This window comes from Planosporangium spinosum, assembly GCF_049999945.1.
GTDB classification, from domain to species: domain Bacteria; phylum Actinomycetota; class Actinomycetes; order Mycobacteriales; family Micromonosporaceae; genus Planosporangium; species Planosporangium spinosum.
The window spans coordinates 73583-90386 of sequence record NZ_JBLYUB010000004.1 but is presented as its reverse complement, the minus strand read 5'-3'; the positions used below and the strand labels follow the sequence as shown (position 1 = coordinate 90386).

The window sequence follows — 16804 nt, the reverse complement described above, 5'->3', positions numbered from 1 at the left end:
CGGGCGTCGTTGTCCCCGGTGTGACGACGCTGCTCCGGCTGGACGCCCATCCGCTCATGGCGCCGGAGGCGTGGGAGACGATCATCGGCTACGTGGCCGCGCGTGCCGGCGCGCTGACGGTCGTCCTCAACGTCGCCGACGGACCGGGCAACGGCCGGGACCCCGCCTACACGGCGGCGGCGGCCCGTCTGCGCACCGCCGGGGCGCGGCTGCTCGGATACGTCGACCTGCGGTTCGCCACCCGGCCGCCGGAGCTGGTCGTCGCCGACGTCTACCGGTGGGCGGGCTACCCCGTACACGGCGTGTTCCTCGACCGGGCGCCCACCAGCCCGTACTCGATCGGCCCGGTCGCCGTCGCGGTCGCCGCCGCGCGGCGGGCCGGCCTGCCCGACGCCGTCCTCAACCCGGGTGAGCCACCGGACCCGAGCTACCGCACGCTGGGCGCCGCGATCTGCGTGTTCGACGGGTCCTGGCGGCGGTACCGGCACTGGGACGGCGCGGGCGCGCAGCCGGGCGACGGTCACCTGGTCCACGCCGTGCCGCCGGACGCGCTCGACGAGGCGTGGCTGTTGCAGGCGGTCCGGCACGCCGGATTCGGCATGGTCAGCGATCTGGTGCCGCCGCACGGGTACGCGACCCTGCCGGCCTGGTTGACCGGTCCGGCCGCGCCGGTACCGGTCTAGGGGCGCGGCTGCCGCGGCCGGGGCTGGCAGCGCGGACAGGAGTACGACGAGCGGTTCATGAACGCCTCCCGGCGCACCGGTGCAGCGCAGCGCGGGCAGGGCAGCCCGCCTCTGCCGTAGACGGCCAGCGACCGGTCGAAGTACCCGCTGTCGCCGTTGACATTGACGTACAGCGCGTCGAAACTCGTGCCGCCCTGCCCGATCGCCTCGTTGAGCACGTCGCGTACGTGACCGAGCAGGGTACGCGCCTGCGGCCGGGTGAGCGTCTCGGTCGGGCGCGCCCAGTGCAGCCGGGCCCGCCACAGCGACTCATCGGCGTAGATGTTGCCCACGCCGGAGATCAACGTCTGGTCGAGCAGCGCCCGCTTCACTCCGGTGCGCTTGCGCCTCAGGTCGTCGACGAACCGCTCGTCCACGAAGGACGGGTCCACCGGGTCGAGCGCGATGTGCGAGATCTCGGGTGGCAGCTCCGCGCCGCCGGGCGAGATCGACAGCCCGCCGAACGTCCGCTGGTCGACGAAGCGCAGCTCCGGACCGTCGTCGTCGAAACGGAACCGGACCCGCAGGTGGGTCTCGTCGGGCGTGCCGACCGGCTGCAACAGCATCTGGCCGGACATGCCGAGGTGGCCGATGACCGCCGCGCCGTCGTCGAGCGGCAGCCACAGGTACTTGCCGCGGCGGCGGACCCCGGTCACCGTACGGTCGGCGAGCGCCGCGACGAAGTCGACCGGGCCGGGCACGTGCCGGCGCACGGCGCGCGGGTGCAGCACCTCGGCGCTCTTTATCCGGCGACCGGTGACCCATTGGTCCAGGCCCCGGCGGACGGTCTCGACCTCGGGTAGCTCGGGCACTGCCCCTCCTCTTAGATGGCGAAGCGCCAGACGGTGATCAGGTAGGCGCCGTACCACAGGCCGAACAGCGAATAGCCGGCCAGGACGGACACCGCCGTGCGGGGCCGGGCCCGCGCCAGCGCCAGCGCCCCCGGCACGAGGATGACCAGCACGGGTACGAGCAGCCGCGGCTTGGAATGGTAGTAACCGCTCTGGCCGATGGCGAGCACGAGCGCGACCAGCCCGTACACCAGCAGCGGCGGCCAGACCCGGCGGGCGACCGCCACGCCCGCGGCGACCACCGCGGCGATCAGCAACAGGGCGACGCTGACCTGCACCCAGCCGTCGCCGCTGCGCAGCGCGTTCAGCACGAACGTGCCCGCGCCCAGACCGAAGTCGAACGTCGTGCCCCAGCCGGCGGTCTGGATGTCGAACCAGGCGTGCCAGTCACCGGTTCGCCAGCCGACCCACCCCAGGTAGGCCGGCACGCCGAGCAGCGCCGGCACGGCCGCGGCGACGGCGCGCCAGCGGTCGGGCCGGCGCTCGCGTACCGCGACGAACGCCACGACGGCGAGCGCGACCGCGACCGCGGCACCGGTCGGCCGGGTCAGCGCGGCGGCCAGCCCGCACAGGCCGGCCGCGAGCCAGGAGCGCCGGTGGGCGGCGAGCAGGGCGCCGGCGACGAACGCGACGAACAGGCCCTCCGAGTACCCCATCGACAGCACGACCGACATCGGCTGGGCGCAGAACAGCACGGTCAGGATCGCCGCCACCCGGCTGTCGTACAGCCGCCGGGCGAGGGCGAACAGGCCGACGGCCGCGGCCGCGGCGGCGATCCAGGACACCACCAGTGCCGCGTCGCCGAAGTCCAGCCTGGTCACCTGGTGCAGGCCGCGCACCAGTAACGGGTACCCGGGGAAGAACGCCAGGCCCCCGGAGGTGTCGTCGCGGCCGGGATCGGCGGCCACGCCGTGCGGGTAGCCGTCGCGGGCCACCCGTACGAACCAGCCGGAGTCCCAGGACAGTAGCCGGTCGGCCACGGTGCTGCCGTCCGGCGGCAGCATCCAGGCGACCAGCGCGAACTGGACCAGCCGGGTACCGAGGTAGACCGCCAGCGGCAGCCCGAGCCAGCGCCAGCGCCGCCACCTCGCGGCGGCAAGCCGGGCCTGCGGGCTCGTGGCGCTACCGGGCGGGGTCTGGTCGATCGCCATGGCTCAGGTGGCCGGCGCCGGACCGGCCGACCGCTTCCCTCCGGCCGGTGGCGTCACCTGGTCGTCGACCGCGTCCCGGGCGACGTGCCCGGCCTCGGCGGCTGTACCCGGCTCCGCGCTGTCCTGCGCGACCGCGGTGGCGGTGGCACGTTCGGCCCGGGCGGACAGTTCCCGCCACGCCGCCTCGGCGGCCCGCTGCTCGGCCTCTTTCTTGCTGCGCCCGTCGGAGCCGCCGTACCGCTCGCCGGCCACCACCGCCCACGCGGTGAAGGTCTTGGCGTGGTCGGGGCCGGCCTCGTCGATGCGGTACTCCGGCACGCCCAGGCCGAGCCCGGCGGTCAGTTCCTGGAGGCTGGTCTTCCAGTCCAGCGCCGCGCCCCGGCCGGCCGCGTCCGCCATCAGCGGGTCGAACAGCCGGTGGATCACCCCGGTCGCCGTCTCCAGGCCGTGCTGGAGGTAGATCGCGCCGAGCAGGGCTTCGAGGGTGTCGGCCAGGATGCTCGCCTTGTCGCGCCCGCCGGTGGTCTCCTCGCCCTTGCCGAGCAGCAGGTACGGGCCGAGCCCGGCCGGGCCCAGGCCGCGCGCCACGTCGGCGAGCGCACGCATGTTGACCACGCTGGCGCGCAGCTTGGCCAGTTGCCCCTCGGGCAGGTCCGGATGGTTGTGGAACAGGGCCGTCGTGATCACTACGCCGAGTACCGAGTCGCCGAGGAACTCCAGCCGCTCGTTGGTGGGCAGGCCGCCGTTCTCGTACGCGTACGAGCGGTGGGTCAGCGCCCGGCGCAGCAACGCGGCGTCGAACTCCACCCCGAACGCCGCCCCCAGGTGGGTGACGGGAGGGTGTCCCTTCGTCCGCTCACTGCTCATGTGCTCACCTCACCGATGCTCGCCGCCGTGGCCGGCGGCATGGTCTCCGCGATACCGCCGACCATGCCGGTGCGGTGCAACCGGGCGGCCAGCGCGATGCCGGACGCGAGGTCCGCGCCGGTGGCACCGCCGTGGCAGATCACCACCGTACCCGGCACTCCCAGCAGCGCCGCGGCCCGAGGGACGGCCGGCTCGGGCGCGCCGGCCAGCGCGTACGCCCCCTCGATGCCCTTGAGTAGCACGTTACCGGTGAACCCGTCGGTGACGACCACGTCCGCCGGGCCACCCAGCGGCACGTCGTACCCCTCGACGGCGCCGACGTAGCCGGCGTCGCCGGGAAGGATCCCACCGGCGGCGAGGGTCGCGGCGGCAGCCCGGCGGGCGCGGTCGCCCTTGCCCGGCTCCGCGCCGTTGGACAGCAGACCCACCCGCGGCGCGGTGATGCCGTGCACCGCACGGGCGTACCCGGCTCCGAGCGCCGCATGCTGGACCAGCACCTTGGCGTTCACCTCGGGGGTGGCGCCGACGTCGAGCAGGACGACCGGCCCGGACAGCCCGGGCAGGGTGGCGGCCAGCGCCGGCCGGCGGATGCCGCGCAGGCGGCCCAGGGCGTGCACCGCCGCGGTGACCACGGCGCCGCTGTGACCGGCGGAGACGACCGCGTCGGCGTGGCCGTCGGCGAGCGCGCCGGCCGCCGCGCGCACGGTGGTGTCGGTACGGACGCCGCGCAGGGGCGGGTCGGCCATGCCCACGACGCCGGTGACGTCGCGGACGGCCACCCGGTCACGGTCGGCGGCGGGAAGCATGGTGAGAACCTCGTCAGCGACCCGGGCGGGGCCGACGAGGAGAAGGTGGAGCCGGGGATCGGCGCTGCAGGCGCGCAGAGCGCCGTCAACCACGACGGCGGGAGCATGGTCCCCGCCGAGGAGGTCGACGGCGATCCGCGCGACGCCAGCCGCTGGCTCCGGGCGGCGGGGCTCCGGATCCGGAGCCGCCGACACACCCCGGGCCGGCTGGAAGTGCAACTGCCTCTCGGATCGCGTCAACCCGATGGCCGTGGGGTCAGACCTCGATGACCTGGCGGCCGTTGTACGTCCCGCACACGGTGCAGGCCGCGTGCGGCAGCTTGGGGGAACGGCACTGCGGGCACGCCACGGTCGCAACCGGCGTGGTCTTCCACTGCGCCCGGCGCGAGCGGGTGTTGCTGCGCGACATCTTCCGCTTGGGGACGGCCACGGGTCTTACTCCTCGGTCTTTGTGGTCAAATCTGTAAGAGCCACCCAGCGCGGGTCGACCTGCTGGTGACCATGGTCAGCCGGCAACTCGTCCCAGCGCACCCCGCACTCGGGGCACAACCCTGGGCAGTCCTCGCGACACAGCGGGTTGTTCGGCAACGTGAGCACCACCGCGTCCCGCACAGCCGGCTCCAGGTCGATCAGATCGCCCTGCATCCGGCCCACCTCGTCCTCGTCGGTCGTTTCCTCCGTGGCGCTGTTCGCGTAGGCGTACAGCTCCTGGATGTCGACGTCCAGCGTGTCGTCGATCGGTTGCAGGCACCGCCCGCACTCCCCCGCGAGCCGGCCGGTGACCGTACCGGAGACGAGTACGCCTTCGGAAACGGACTCCAGCCGGAGACTGAGAGTGAGGTCGGAGCGGGCAGGCACCCCGATCAACTCCAGGCCGAGGCCGTCGGGCGCGGGCACCGTCCGTTCGACCATACGCATAGCCCCCGGTCGTCGTGGCAGGTCCTTCGTATCGAGGACGAGCGGCGACCGCGGGTCGAGGTGGGTCTGTGTCTGATGCTGCATCGTAGGCTCCGGCCAAGGAGAGGCCGTCGGGCAAGGTTACCCGACCAGCAGGGTGAGCGTCGAACCGGGTGCTTCCGTGACTCTAGAACGGCAACGGCCGCTCGTCCTCCTCGACCTGGAACGAACCGATCTCACGCAGCGCGTGCATCTTGTCCCGTCCCCGCTCGATCGACGCCAGCGACCGGGTGAGCAGCTGCTCGAAGTTGGCCAGCGCGGTGTCGACGTAGTCGTCGACCTCGTCGCGCAGCCGCTGCGCCTCCGTGCGCGCCTCGCCGATGATGCGGGCGGCCTCGTGCTCGGCCGACACGACGATCTCATTGACGGAGACCAGGCGGGCGTGCTCGGCCTCACCCTCGGAGATGATGCGCTCCGCCTCCCGCTGGCCGGCCTCGATGATCTTGTCGCGCTCCTCCAGCAGTGCACCGGCCCGCCGCAGCTCCGCCGGCAGTTCCACCCGCAACTGCTCCAGGGAGCCGATCATCTCGCCGCGGTCGACGATGCAGTTACGCGACATCGGCACCGAGCGCGCGCTTTCCACCAGCGCGATCATCTCGTCGATGCGATCGAGCGGATCCACCTGAGGTCACTCCTGTCAGCGATCGGCCACCAGGACCGATGCGGTCGCACACCATGATGCCGCCCAGGCGCCGGCCGCGCCTAGAGGGCATACCGCCGTCCGGTTCGGGCGGACCGGCCGTCCGGCCAGCCGGCGCCGCCCGATGGGCCGACCGCACGAGCCGTCACCACGGTCGACCCGCCCCGACCCGCAGTCTGCCGCCTCCGGCGACCGGAGCGGACCGATTCGCGACCAGAAACCCTTGGTGGCGGCCGGGGCGCGCTACCGCGTACCCGTCGCCAACCGTTCGTGCAGCCGGGCGGCCACCAGTTCGGGCACGTGCTGCGTCACGTCCCCGCCCCACTTCGCCACGTCTTTGATGAGACTCGACGACACGAAGGAGTACAGCGGGTTCGTGGCCATGAACAGCGTCTCCACGCCGGCCAGACCCACGTTCATCTGGGCCATCTGCAACTCGTAATCGAAGTCGCTGGCGGCGCGGATACCCTTGACCACCGCGTCGATGTCGTTGGCCTTGCAGAAGTCGACCAGCAGGCCCTGGAACGCCTCGACCCGCACGTTCGGGATGTCCCTGGTCACCTCGCGCAGCATCTCCAGCCGCTCGTCGATGGTGAACAGGCCGGTCTTCGACTGGTTGACCAGCACCGCCACCACGACCTCCTCATACAGCCGCGCGACGCGACCGATGATGTCGAGGTGTCCGTTGGTGACCGGATCGAAGGAGCCCGGACAGACCACACGTCTCATGATCGGCGACCGTACCAAAGTGTGGTTTCCCCGTAGCGGCGACTGCGCTCGCCAGTGATGCCCTGCACCCACTCCACGTCCGCGTCCCGGCTGGAGCGCTCCACCACCACGACCGCGTCCGGAGCCAGCCAGCCGTTGTCCACCAGGGCGGTCAGCATCGCGGTGACCGCGCCGGCGGTGACCGCGTACGGGGGGTCGGCGAAGACCACGTCGAACGGCTCGTCCGGCGGGGCGGCCAGCAGCTGCTCCACCTTCGCCGCCGCCACCCGCGCCACGTCCCGCATCCCGAGGGTCGCCACGTTCTCGCGGGCCACCCGGGCGGCTCGCGGGTCCGCCTCCACGAGCAGCACGTGCGCCGCTCCGCGGGACGCCGCCTCCAGGCCGACCGCACCGGACCCGGCGTACAGGTCGGCGACGCGGGCACCGTCGAGGTCGACCATGGTGTCCAGGGCGCTGAAGAGTGCCTCGCGGACCCGGTCCGAGGTCGGCCGGGTGCCACGCCCGGGCGGCATGGCCAGGCGCCGGCCGCCCAGGGTCCCGGCGACGATGCGACTCACCGGCTCCGCCCGCCCCCGCCGGCCCGGAACCCGCGCGACGGCACGGCCCGGAACCCGCGCGACGGCACGGCCCGACGGCGACGCGGCGGCACGGCCGGCGCCGTGGCGCGCAGGTGCGGGTTACCCATGCGGGTGACGGTACCCGCTGCGCCCGCCGCCGGGGCCGGCCGGATCCATCCACCGGGGGACGGCCGGGGAGCGGGACCGCGCCCCCGCGTGGGCACCACGACGACGCCATCCAGAGTGGACCGGCCGCCCACACCCGACGTTACCGGCGCTAAGCGCGGCCAGCGGAAATCCCGGCGACCACAGGGGACACCGCACGCCGACGGCGATGAAACGGGACCATCACCTCGCCGACTCCGAACGGCGACCACCTCGGCTCATGCCGCAGCGTGAGCGGATAGTTACTCGAAATTCTTCCTATTACCGAACTTTTCTTGCTGGCCGATCAGCCCCTGTGCTTCGGACCGGCATCGACGAGGCCACGCCCTCGGTGCCGTGCGGCCCCCGGGGAGGCGCATCGATCTACGTGACGGCACGGCCGGTGTCGTCGTGCTCCCGGTGACCGGTGCGCAGACCGGCCTGTACGCCGGTGGCGCCGCCGTCCTGGTGGCCGCCGGCGCCGGCATGTTCGTGCTGGCGCGCCGCCGCCGTGTCACGTTCAAGGCCTGATCGCCCCCGCCGGCTGAGCGGGCGTTCCCGGCACGGGGGCGCCCGCTCAGCCCTTCTCCAGGTACTCCGCGCGTTCCTCGTCCACGAACTGGGCCAGCATCGCGGCCAGCGCCGGATGCCCCGTCAACTCGGGATCGGCCTCGATGACGGCGAGCGCGTCGGCGCGCGCGTCGCGGATGAGGTCGGCGTCGCGCAGCAACGACAGCAACCGCAGGTGGGAGCGGCGGCCCGACTGGGCGGCGCCGAGGACATCGCCTTCGCGGCGCTGTTCGAGGTCGAGCTCGGCCAGCCGGAACCCGTCGGTGGTGGAGGCCACGGCGTCGAGACGCTCCCGCGCCGGCGTGCCCTCCCGGGCCTCGGTGACGAGCAGGCAGAGACCGGCGGCGCTGCCCCGGCCCACCCGGCCGCGCAACTGGTGCAGCTGGGACACACCGAACCGGTCCGCGTCCAGGATGACCATCATCGTGGAGTTGGGCACGTCCACGCCGACCTCGACGACGGTCGTCGCGACCAGTACGTCGATCTTGCCGGCGGCGAACTCCCGCATCACGGTGTCCTTCTCGTCGGCGGGCAGCTTCCCGTGCAGGACCCCGATCCGCAGACCCTTCAGCGGTCCCTCGGCGAGCAGCGGCGCGACCTCCAGCACCGCCAACGGTGGACGGCGCTCCTCCTCGGCCCCCTCCGGCGGCGGCGCTTCCTCCTCGTCGTCGCCAGCCGTCGCCTCCCCGATCCGGGGGCAGACCACGTACGCCTGGTGGCCGGCGGCCACCTCCTCCCGCAACCGGCGCCACGCGCGGTCGAGGAACGCCGGCTTCTCGGCCGCGGGTACGACGTGGGAGGCGATCGGCGACCGCCCGCGCGGCAGCTGCGACAGGACCGAGACCTCCAGGTCGCCGTAGACGGTCATCGCCACGGTCCGCGGGATCGGGGTAGCCGTCATCACCAGGACGTGCGGCGGCTGGTCGCCCTTGGCCCGCAGGGCGTCGCGCTGCTCCACCCCGAACCTGTGCTGCTCGTCGACGACCACGAGGCCGAGGTCGGCGAAGTCGACGCCCTCATACAGCAGCGCGTGCGTACCCACGACGATCCCGGCCGCGCCGGAAGCCACCTCGGTCAAGGCCGCACGCTTGGCGGCCGCGCCCATCGAACCGGTCACCAGGGCGGCCCTGGTCGCGTCCGGGGTGGAGTCCAGCTCACCGGCGCGGCCCATCGGGCCGAGCAGGTCGATCACGTTGCGGTAGTGCTGGGCGGCGAGCACCTCGGTGGGCGCCAGCATGGCCGCCTGGCCGCCGGCGTCCACCACCTGGAGCATGGCCCGCAGCGCGCACAGGGTCTTGCCCGACCCGACCTCGCCCTGCAGCAGCCGGTGCATCGGGTGGGCCAGCGACAGGTCGGCCGCCACCTCGTCACCGACCCGGCGCTGGCCATCGGTCAGCTCGTACGGCAGGGACGCGTCGAACGCGGCGAGCAGGCCGTCGTCGCGGCGCGGCCGCGGCTTGGCCGGCCAGTCGCTGGCCCGGTGCTTGCGCTGGGCCAGCGTGAGCTGGACGGCGAACGCCTCGTCCCACTTCAGCCGCCGCCGAGCGATCGCCAGCGACTCGCGCGACGACGGTCGGTGGATCTCGCGCAGTGCCCGGTCCAGTCCCATCAGGCCGCGCTCCGCCCGTACGCTCGCCGGCAGCGGGTCCTCCGGCGGCGTGAAGGTGTCGAGCACCACGCGGACACACTTGGCGATCACCCAGGTCGGCACGGCGGCGGCCGCCGGGTACACCGGGATCAGCGCCCCGGCGAACTCCTCCACCTCGCTGGTGGCGGTCTCGTCGTCGAGCAGCACGTACTCGGGGCTGTTGAGCTGGCGTTTGCCCCGGAACTCGGTCACCTTGCCGGCGAACAGACCCCAGCGGCCCGGTTTCAGGTCGCGCTCCCGCCACGGTTGGCTGAAGAACGTGAGCGTCAGCGTGCCGCCGCTGCCGTCGCCGACGGTCACCTCCAGCAGCTGGCCGCGGCGCTGCCGCATCGGCCGTACAGCCGTCCGCTGGACCTGGGCCATGACCGTGACCTGCTCACCCACCTCCAGCGAGCGGATGTCGGTGTGTTCGCCCCGCTCGTCGTAGCGGCGCGGGAAGTGGTAGACCAGGTCCCCGGCGGTGTGCAGGTCGAGATGGTCCGCGAGCGCCCTGGCCGTCTTGTCGCCGACCAGGCCCTTCAGCGGCGTCTCCAGCGTCGTCGTCACTCGACCCCCACCAGTAGCGGATAGTGCGGCTGGCCGCCCTCGTAACAGTGCACCTCGACGAACGGCCACCGCCGGGCCGCGTGTTCGGTGAGGCTGTCGACCAGGCCGTCCGGGGCACCGTCGCCGGTCAGCAGCGTGACCATCTCGCCCCCCGCGGCCAGCAACCGGTCGAGCAGCCGCCGGCAGGTGTCGACGAGGTCCTGACCGATCAGGGTCACCTCACCGGAGACCAGCGCCAGTACGTCGCCGCGCCGGCACAGGCCGGCGACCGTCAGGGCGTCCCGGCTGGCGGTCGTGACCTCGGCGTACCGGCAGGCACCGGCGGCCTCGGCCATGGCGATGATGTCGTCTTCGAAGCGGCGGCCGGGGTCACGCACGGCGAGCGCGGCGAGCGCCTGTACCGCGGAGCGGGTGGGTACCACCCCGACGTGGATCCGCTCGGCCCGCGCCTCGGCCGCCGCCGCCGTGGCGGCGGCGAGCACGTCGGGATCGTTGGGCATGACCACCACGTCGACGGCGCCGGTGCCCCGGATCGCGTCGAGGATCTCCCCCGTCGACGGCGCGGCCCCGTCGGGGTGCGGGCGTACGACGGCGGCCCCCTCGGCGGCCAGCAGCGCGGCGATGCCGTCGCCGTCGCAGACCACGACGACCGCCCGACCCGACCGGGGCCCGGGATGCCTGTCGGGTCGATCGGGCGCGCCGGTCCGCGGGTGCCCCTCGGGCGCGGCCGCCACGGTGGACCCGGCCGCCACGGTGGACCCGGCCGCCACGGTGGACCCGGCCGCCACGGTGGACCCGGCCGCCACGGTGGGCCCGGCGGGCCCGGCGGGCCCGGCGGGCCCACCGTGCTCAGTGGACGCGCCGTGCTCGGTGGACGCGCCGTGCTCGGTGGACGTGGCGGGCTCGGCGGACGCGCCGTGCTCGGTGGCGGCGGCCGCCACCGCCGGCGCACCGGCCCGCACCGGAACCTCCGGTACCTGGTCGGCGAAGCGGGTCACCGATATCCGGTACGGGCGCCCCGCCTCGACGCCCGCCTCGATCGCGGCGCCGACGTCGTTGACGTGGACGTGGACGTTCCAGGTGCGCGGCCCGGCCCCGGCGTCCGGCGCCCCGACCACGACGAGCGAGTCGCCGAGCTCCCCGAGTACCGCCCGCAGCCGCTCGACCGCGTCATCCCGGGCATCGAGCAGGTACTGCACCTCGTAGTCGTACTCGTCGGAGCCGGTCTCCCGAAGCGCCGGGCCGGCCGGCCGCCGCGGCGGCGCACCGGCGGCCGGCCCGGCCTGCGCTACGTCCGCCCGCGCTACGTCCGCCCGCGGTGCGTCCGCCCGCGCTACGTCCGCCTGCGCCACGTCCGCCGCTGGCACGTCGCCGGTCACCACCTCCGCCAGCGCGTCGAGCAGCACGACGAGTCCCCGCCCGCCGGCGTCCACGACCCCGGCGCGGGCCAGCGCGGGCAGTTGCTGCGGGGTGCGCGCCAGCGCCACCCGCGCCGCGCGTGACACCGCGCGGACGACCGCGGCCAGGTCTCCGGCGGTGCCACCGTGCTCCACACCGGCACGGTCCTCGCTGTCGACCGCACGGTCCCCGGCGGCGGCCATGCCGGCGTCGGCGGCGCACCGGGCCACGGTGAGGATCGTGCCCTCGACCGGGTTGGCGACCGCCTCGCGCGCCACGACCGCCGCCCGGTCGAGCGCCGCCGCGACGTGCCGGCCACCGGCGGCCGGCACGTCGGCCAGCGCCTCGGCCATGCCGGCGAACATCTGAGACAGGATGACCCCCGAGTTGCCCCGGGCGCCGAGCAGCGCGCCGCGGGCCAGGGTCCGCAGGGCGCGGCCGAGCGCGGTGGGCGTAGCCGCCGCGGTGGACCCGGTGGTCCCGCGGGGCTCGTCGGGCTCCGTCGCCAGCGCCGCGCGCGCGGCGGTCACCGTGAGCACCAGGTTGGTGCCCGTGTCGCCGTCGGGCACCGGATAGACGTTGAGTTCGTCGATCTCCCGCTGGTGCCGGCGCAGCCGCTCCAGTCCGGACGCGCACCAGGCACGCACGGCCGCGGCATCGAGGGTGTCCAGCACGTCCGGAAAGCCTAGTGCCGGGCCACGACATCCGCCCCACCGCGTCACGATCCGGGCGCGTCCGCGCCCCCAGGTCACCGGTACGGTGGACGGTACCCGCGCCGGTGGCGGACGGCACCCGCGCCCGGTTGGCTTCGCCGCTCCGGTGTCAGGTACTCTCGTCAGGTTGCCCGGCCGACTCGCGGGTGACCAGTTGCGATCAACCCAGGAGATTCTCGTGGCTAGCGTGTGCGACGTCTGTGGCAAGAGGCCGGGCTTCGGCCACAACGTGTCCCACTCGCACCGGCGGACGAACCGTCGTTGGAACCCCAACATCCAGACGGTGCGCACTCCGGCCGGTGGCGGCACGACCCGCCGTATGCAGGTCTGCACCTCCTGCCTGAAGGCCGGCAAGGTCACGCGGGCCTAACCCCCGCTTCAGCTCGCCGACCGCCGGGACGCCTCGGGCGACCCGGCGGTTACGCGTACCCGTGCAACGCCCGGCCCCGCGCCGGGCGTTGCGGGGCCGCGGGGCCACGCTCCCGGAAGCCCGGCCCCGCGACTCTGGACGGTCGACCCACCGGCTCCGGACGGTCCACCCACATGTTCCGGGCGACCGACCGCACGGGATCGGCGGATCGCACGGGCTCGGCGGACCGGCACGGGCTCCGGTCCGCCGCCCCTACAGAAGGCGGCCGAACGAGAGACAGTCGGGCGAATCCTTGTAGAAGCCGAAGTTCGGGATCCGTTCGTACCCCAGCCTGCGGTAGAGCGCGATCGCTTCCGGCTGGCGGTCGCCGGTCTCCAGGACCGTGCGTTTCTTACCCGCCTCCCGGGCGCTCTCCTCGATCGCCCGCAGCACCGCGGACGCCACTCCACGGCCCCGCCACTCGGGCGCCGTGTACATCCGCTTGATCTCGGCGACCGCGTCGTCGTCCGCCAGGGTCCGCCAGCCACCGCAGCCGGCGGGTACCCCGTCGACCCAGGCGACCAGGAAGTTCCCGGCCGGCGGCGCGAACTCGTCCGGATGGACCGGGGTCTCGTCACCGCTGCCGCCGTAGCGCGCGCCGAGGTCGGCCAGCGCCGCCGCGACCAGGGTACGGGCCACCGGATCGTCGAACCGGGTCGTCCTGAGTTCAATGGTCGTCACGGGTAAAGGGTACGAGGCGATTGAACCGTTACCCGCTGTGGCGTTGACGACTGTTCCCGGCAACTGTTCCCCTGTTCCCGCAACGGCTCCCAGGTACGAACGGCTCCTACTTGAAGTGGTCCCAGCCGGTGGCCCCACCCCGGTAGGGCCGGCCGTCGACCGTCACCCCGCCGCCGTCACCGACGCTGCCGACGACGACCCAACCGGCCGGCAGGGCGGCGTCGGGCGGAAACGTCGCCGCCAGGGCGTGGTCGTCGCCGCCGGCGAGGATCCAGTGGTACGGGTCGACGCCGAGCGCGGCGGCCGCGTTGCGCATGGTCTCGGGTACCACGAACGCCTCCCGCTTCAGGTCGATACCGACGCCGCTGGCCTTCGCGATGTGCCCCAGGTCGGCCAGCAGCCCGTCCGATACGTCGATCATGGCGGTGGCGCCCCATCGGGCCGCCTCCGGACCGGCCGGATACGGCACCTCGGGCCGCCGGAACGCCTCCACCAGCAGCTTGGGCGTGCGGAACCCGCGGGTGAGCACGGTGTAGCCGGCCGCCGCGTACCCGAGCCGCCCCCGCACCGCCACCACGTCGCCGGGCCGGGCACCGGACCGGACGACCGGCGCCCGGCCGCCCAGGTCCCCGAGCGCGGTCACCGCGACGGTCAGGACCGGGCTCGCCGACATGTCCCCGCCGACCACGCCCGCACCGACCTTGGCCGCCTCCGCCGACAGCCCGTCGGCCAGCTCCTCCGCCCACCGCACGTCGAGATCGGGCGGCGCGCAGAAGGCGACCAGCAACGCGGTGGGTACCGCGCCCATGGCGGCGATGTCGGCGAGGTTCGCCGCGGCCGCCCGGTGCCCCACGTCACGCGCGCTCGACCAGTCCCGCCGGAAGTGGCGGCCCTCGACGAGCACGTCCGTGGAGGCGGTGACCCGCCCGTCGGGTGCGGCGACGACGGCCGCGTCGTCCCCCGGCCCGAGCAGGCAGGCCCGCCCGGTCGCCAGCCGCGCGGTCACCCGGCCGATCAGGCCGAACTCGCCGGCGTTCGCCACCGTCACCACAGTGCTCCGTCCGTCACCACGACCCCCAGTCCCCACCGTCACCGCGCCGCCGGCGTTCGCCGCCGTCACCGCCGTACCGGCCGCCGGCGGCGTCCCCACCGCCACTGCCGTCATCCGCCATCGTCGCCGCACCCGCCCGCCGGGCGGGTGCCGCCGCCCGCACCGGGAGCCTTGCACGTTCCGGCGGTCCTGACCGGCGCACCGGGCGGATCGGCGCCATCCACGTGTGCTATCCGGCAGGAGAGCTAAGCACACCTGCCCTGCCGACCGGTCGTGCGGTAGTTTCACCTGCGAGCCGCGTCCCGGCGGCGCGGGAAGGAGTCATGGCGTGGTCCAGGCGTACATCCTCATCCAGACCGAGGTCGGAAAGGCGCGCGAGGTGGCCACGACGATCAGCGGCATCGCCGGCGTGGTACGTGTGGACGCGGTCACGGGCCCCTATGACGTGGTCGTGCTCACCGAAGCCCACAACGTCGACGAACTCGGAAAGATGATAGTGAGCAAGGTCCAGCTCGTGCCGGGTATCACGCGCACGCTCACCTGTTCGGTGGTTCACCTCTGACATGACCGCCGGCACGACCGACACGACCACGGGTACGACGACCGACATGACCACAGGCACCACCGGCACGGCCGCGGGTCCGTCCCCGGCCCGGCTGGCCACGCTCATCGCCCTACCGGTCGCGGTGATCGTCGGGATCGTCTTTTTCTGGCTGCTGGGCGGCTTCCGCGGCGACCAGGCCGAACGCCCCGGCCCCCAGTCGACCGCGCCGGTGTCGATGGCGGCACCGCCGCTGGACGCCCGGCAGGCGGCCGCCTGCCGCGACCTGACCACCCACCTGCCCGACGCGCTGCGGGACCGGCCGCGTCGGCCGGTGACGGCCGGCGACGGGCAGAACGCGGCGTACGGGGATCCCGCGATCACGCTGGCGTGCGGCGTCCCGCCGGTCTCGCTGCCGCCCGGCGCGGAGGTGTACGGCCTGTCCGGGGTCTGCTGGTACTCGCAGTCCGACGGCGGAGCCACCCGGTGGACCACGGTCGACCGGGACACGTCGGTACAGGTGACCGTGCCCCGGTCGTACAGTGCTCCCGGCCAGTGGGTGATCGAGTTCTCCGGGCCGATCACCGCCACCCTGCCCCGCTCGGCGAATACTCCGGCGGGCTGCTGACTCCCCCGCCGGCCCGGCCGGCCCGGTCCACGGCCGACGGAGGCCGGCCGCGGACCGGTCAGCGCAGCCCGGTACCGCGGCGCAGCGCGGTACGCACGAGGCGGGAGACCAGCTTCGGGTACTCCAGGCCGGACGCGGCCCACATCCGCGGGAACATCGAGACCGGCGTGAAGCCCGGCATCGTGTTGATCTCGTTGAGCACCACGTCCAGCTCGGGGGTCACGAAGAAGTCCACCCGGGCCAGGCCGGCGCAGTCGAGCGCGGTGAAGGTGCGGCAGGCGTACTCACGGATCTTCTCGATCACGGCCTCGGGCAGCTGCACCGGCAGGTCGAACTCGCACGCGTCGTCGAGGTACTTGGCCTCGAAGTCGTAGAAGTCGTGATCCCGCACGACCCGGATCTCGGCCGGCAGGCTCGCCTCGGGTGCCCCGCCGTACTCGCCCTCCAGGACGCCGCACTCGACCTCACGGCCGACCACCATGGCCTCGACGAGCACCTTGGGGTCGATCTCCCGGGCGAACGCGATCGCCCGGTCGAGGTCGGCCCAGTCGGTGACCTTGGTGATGCCGAAGCTGGAGCCGGCCCGGCTCGGCTTGACGAACACGGGGAGGCCGAGGCGCTCCTTGTCGGCCTCGGACAGCGACTGGCCGGCGCGCAGCACCGCGTACGGCCCGACCGGGATGCCCTCGGCCGCGGCCAGCTTCTTGGTGAACTCCTTGTCCATGCCGGCGGCCGAGGCGAACACCCCGGCGCCGACGTAGGGCAGGCCGGCCATCTCGAGCAGGCCCTGGATCGTGCCGTCCTCGCCGTAGGCGCCGTGCAGGACCGGGAACACGACGTCGATGTCGGTCAGCGCGCTGATCGCGTCGCCGGCCGCCAGCTCCCGGGCCATGGGGTCCGGGGCGAGGACGACGGCGGAGCCCGACCCGTCGGTGATCTCCGGGAGGGTCCGGCCGTTGATCGCCAGTGACTGTCCGTCACCGTCCGTGAGCACCCAGCGCCCCTCGCGGGTGATGCCCACGGGGACCACCTCGAACTCGTCCGGGTCCAGCGCGGCAAAGATACTGCCGGCGCTGACACAGGAGATCGCGTGCTCAGCGCTACGGCCGCCGAACACGACGGCGACGCGGGTCTTGCGTGGCGTACTCACGCGCCAGACCTTACCGTGCGTGCACCACAGGCGCCTCCCCTGCCG

19 protein-coding genes and 1 pseudogene are annotated in these 16804 nt (G+C 73.8%); 5 read left to right on the top strand and 15 right to left on the bottom strand.

Translation table 11 applies throughout. From position 1 onward, the window contains the following. Nucleotides 1-20 precede the first annotated feature (20 nt). The gene (locus tag ACNTMW_RS07095) at nucleotides 21-683 is read left to right on the top strand and encodes a spherulation-specific family 4 protein (RefSeq protein ID WP_426632600.1); all 663 of its coding nucleotides are present in this window, start codon (nucleotides 21-23) and stop codon (nucleotides 681-683) included. Here the strand turns inward: ACNTMW_RS07095 and mutM are convergent. The 10 genes from mutM to ACNTMW_RS07045 all read right to left on the bottom strand — a co-directional run bounded on the left by mutM (nucleotide 680) and on the right by ACNTMW_RS07045 (nucleotide 7408). Next, on the bottom strand, nucleotides 680-1534 hold the full coding sequence (mutM, locus tag ACNTMW_RS07090; protein ID WP_426632599.1) for a bifunctional DNA-formamidopyrimidine glycosylase/DNA-(apurinic or apyrimidinic site) lyase: 855 nt from the start codon (nucleotides 1532-1534) through the stop codon (nucleotides 680-682). The genes ACNTMW_RS07095 and mutM overlap by 4 nt on opposite strands. Before the next feature lie 11 nt (nucleotides 1535-1545). Continuing rightward, complete coding sequence (locus tag ACNTMW_RS07085; protein ID WP_426632598.1) at nucleotides 1546-2724, bottom strand: mannosyltransferase family protein; 1179 nt, start codon at nucleotides 2722-2724, stop codon at nucleotides 1546-1548. A gap of 3 nt (nucleotides 2725-2727) precedes the next feature. Continuing rightward, the gene (gene rnc, locus ACNTMW_RS07080; protein WP_426632597.1) at nucleotides 2728-3591 is read right to left on the bottom strand and encodes a ribonuclease III; all 864 of its coding nucleotides are present in this window, start codon (nucleotides 3589-3591) and stop codon (nucleotides 2728-2730) included. Then, nucleotides 3588-4592 carry a phosphate acyltransferase PlsX gene (locus ACNTMW_RS07075; protein WP_426632847.1) on the bottom strand — a complete coding sequence of 335 codons (1005 nt, stop codon included), beginning with the start codon at nucleotides 4590-4592 and terminating at the stop codon, nucleotides 3588-3590. The genes rnc and ACNTMW_RS07075 overlap by 4 nt, the downstream gene beginning before the upstream one ends. Nucleotides 4593-4653: 61 nt before the next feature. Then, nucleotides 4654-4827: a 50S ribosomal protein L32 gene (gene rpmF / locus ACNTMW_RS07070; protein ID WP_265253153.1), complete on the bottom strand. Its 174-nt coding sequence runs from the start codon at nucleotides 4825-4827 to the stop codon at nucleotides 4654-4656. A 5-nt stretch (nucleotides 4828-4832) separates the two neighbouring features. Further along, complete coding sequence (locus tag ACNTMW_RS07065) at nucleotides 4833-5399, bottom strand: YceD family protein (protein WP_426632596.1); 567 nt, start codon at nucleotides 5397-5399, stop codon at nucleotides 4833-4835. An 82-nt stretch (nucleotides 5400-5481) separates the two neighbouring features. Next, on the bottom strand, nucleotides 5482-5976 hold the full coding sequence (locus ACNTMW_RS07060; RefSeq protein WP_426632595.1) for a hypothetical protein: 495 nt from the start codon (nucleotides 5974-5976) through the stop codon (nucleotides 5482-5484). Between the two features lie 261 nt (nucleotides 5977-6237). Next, nucleotides 6238-6723: a pantetheine-phosphate adenylyltransferase gene (gene coaD, locus ACNTMW_RS07055; protein ID WP_426632594.1), complete on the bottom strand. Its 486-nt coding sequence runs from the start codon at nucleotides 6721-6723 to the stop codon at nucleotides 6238-6240. After that, entirely contained in the window at nucleotides 6720-7280 is a 561-nt protein-coding gene (gene rsmD, locus ACNTMW_RS07050; protein ID WP_426632593.1) for a 16S rRNA (guanine(966)-N(2))-methyltransferase RsmD, read from the bottom strand. The genes coaD and rsmD overlap by 4 nt, the downstream gene beginning before the upstream one ends. After that, the gene (locus ACNTMW_RS07045) at nucleotides 7277-7408 is read right to left on the bottom strand and encodes a hypothetical protein (protein ID WP_426632592.1); all 132 of its coding nucleotides are present in this window, start codon (nucleotides 7406-7408) and stop codon (nucleotides 7277-7279) included. The genes rsmD and ACNTMW_RS07045 overlap by 4 nt, the downstream gene beginning before the upstream one ends. A 430-nt stretch (nucleotides 7409-7838) precedes the next feature. Between ACNTMW_RS07045 and ACNTMW_RS07040 the strand changes: the two are divergent. Beyond that, nucleotides 7839-7955 (top strand): annotated as a pseudogene (locus ACNTMW_RS07040) (LPXTG cell wall anchor domain-containing protein); the annotation flags it as partial. A gap of 46 nt (nucleotides 7956-8001) precedes the next feature. Here ACNTMW_RS07040 and recG read toward each other — a convergent pair. Next, nucleotides 8002-10188: an ATP-dependent DNA helicase RecG gene (gene recG / locus ACNTMW_RS07035; RefSeq protein ID WP_426632591.1), complete on the bottom strand. Its 2187-nt coding sequence runs from the start codon at nucleotides 10186-10188 to the stop codon at nucleotides 8002-8004. After that, on the bottom strand, nucleotides 10185-12260 hold the full coding sequence (locus ACNTMW_RS07030) for a DAK2 domain-containing protein (RefSeq protein ID WP_426632590.1): 2076 nt from the start codon (nucleotides 12258-12260) through the stop codon (nucleotides 10185-10187). Before ACNTMW_RS07030 ends, recG begins: the two co-directional genes overlap by 4 nt. Before the next feature lie 217 nt (nucleotides 12261-12477). On the opposite strand from ACNTMW_RS07030, the gene rpmB reads away from it, so the two are divergent. Then, a complete protein-coding gene (gene rpmB / locus ACNTMW_RS07025) occupies nucleotides 12478-12669 on the top strand; it encodes a 50S ribosomal protein L28 (protein ID WP_426632589.1) in 192 nt (63 codons plus the stop codon). 252 nt (nucleotides 12670-12921) lie between these two features. Here the strand turns inward: rpmB and ACNTMW_RS07020 are convergent, their stop codons facing one another. Further along, entirely contained in the window at nucleotides 12922-13389 is a 468-nt protein-coding gene (locus ACNTMW_RS07020; RefSeq protein ID WP_426632588.1) for a GNAT family N-acetyltransferase, read from the bottom strand. 106 nt (nucleotides 13390-13495) lie between these two features. Continuing rightward, nucleotides 13496-14437, bottom strand: coding sequence for a thiamine-phosphate kinase (locus ACNTMW_RS07015; RefSeq protein ID WP_426632587.1), 942 nt, complete (start codon nucleotides 14435-14437; stop codon nucleotides 13496-13498). A gap of 331 nt (nucleotides 14438-14768) precedes the next feature. On the opposite strand from ACNTMW_RS07015, the gene ACNTMW_RS07010 reads away from it, so the two are divergent. Next, complete coding sequence (locus ACNTMW_RS07010; protein WP_426632586.1) at nucleotides 14769-15002, top strand: Lrp/AsnC ligand binding domain-containing protein; 234 nt, start codon at nucleotides 14769-14771, stop codon at nucleotides 15000-15002. A gap of 46 nt (nucleotides 15003-15048) precedes the next feature. Further along, complete coding sequence (locus ACNTMW_RS07005; protein ID WP_426632585.1) at nucleotides 15049-15609, top strand: DUF3515 domain-containing protein; 561 nt, start codon at nucleotides 15049-15051, stop codon at nucleotides 15607-15609. A 58-nt stretch (nucleotides 15610-15667) separates the two neighbouring features. Here the strand turns inward: ACNTMW_RS07005 and ACNTMW_RS07000 are convergent, their stop codons facing one another. Continuing rightward, nucleotides 15668-16759, bottom strand: coding sequence for a D-alanine--D-alanine ligase family protein (locus ACNTMW_RS07000; RefSeq protein ID WP_426632584.1), 1092 nt, complete (start codon nucleotides 16757-16759; stop codon nucleotides 15668-15670). Between the last annotated feature and the right edge of the window lie 45 nt (nucleotides 16760-16804).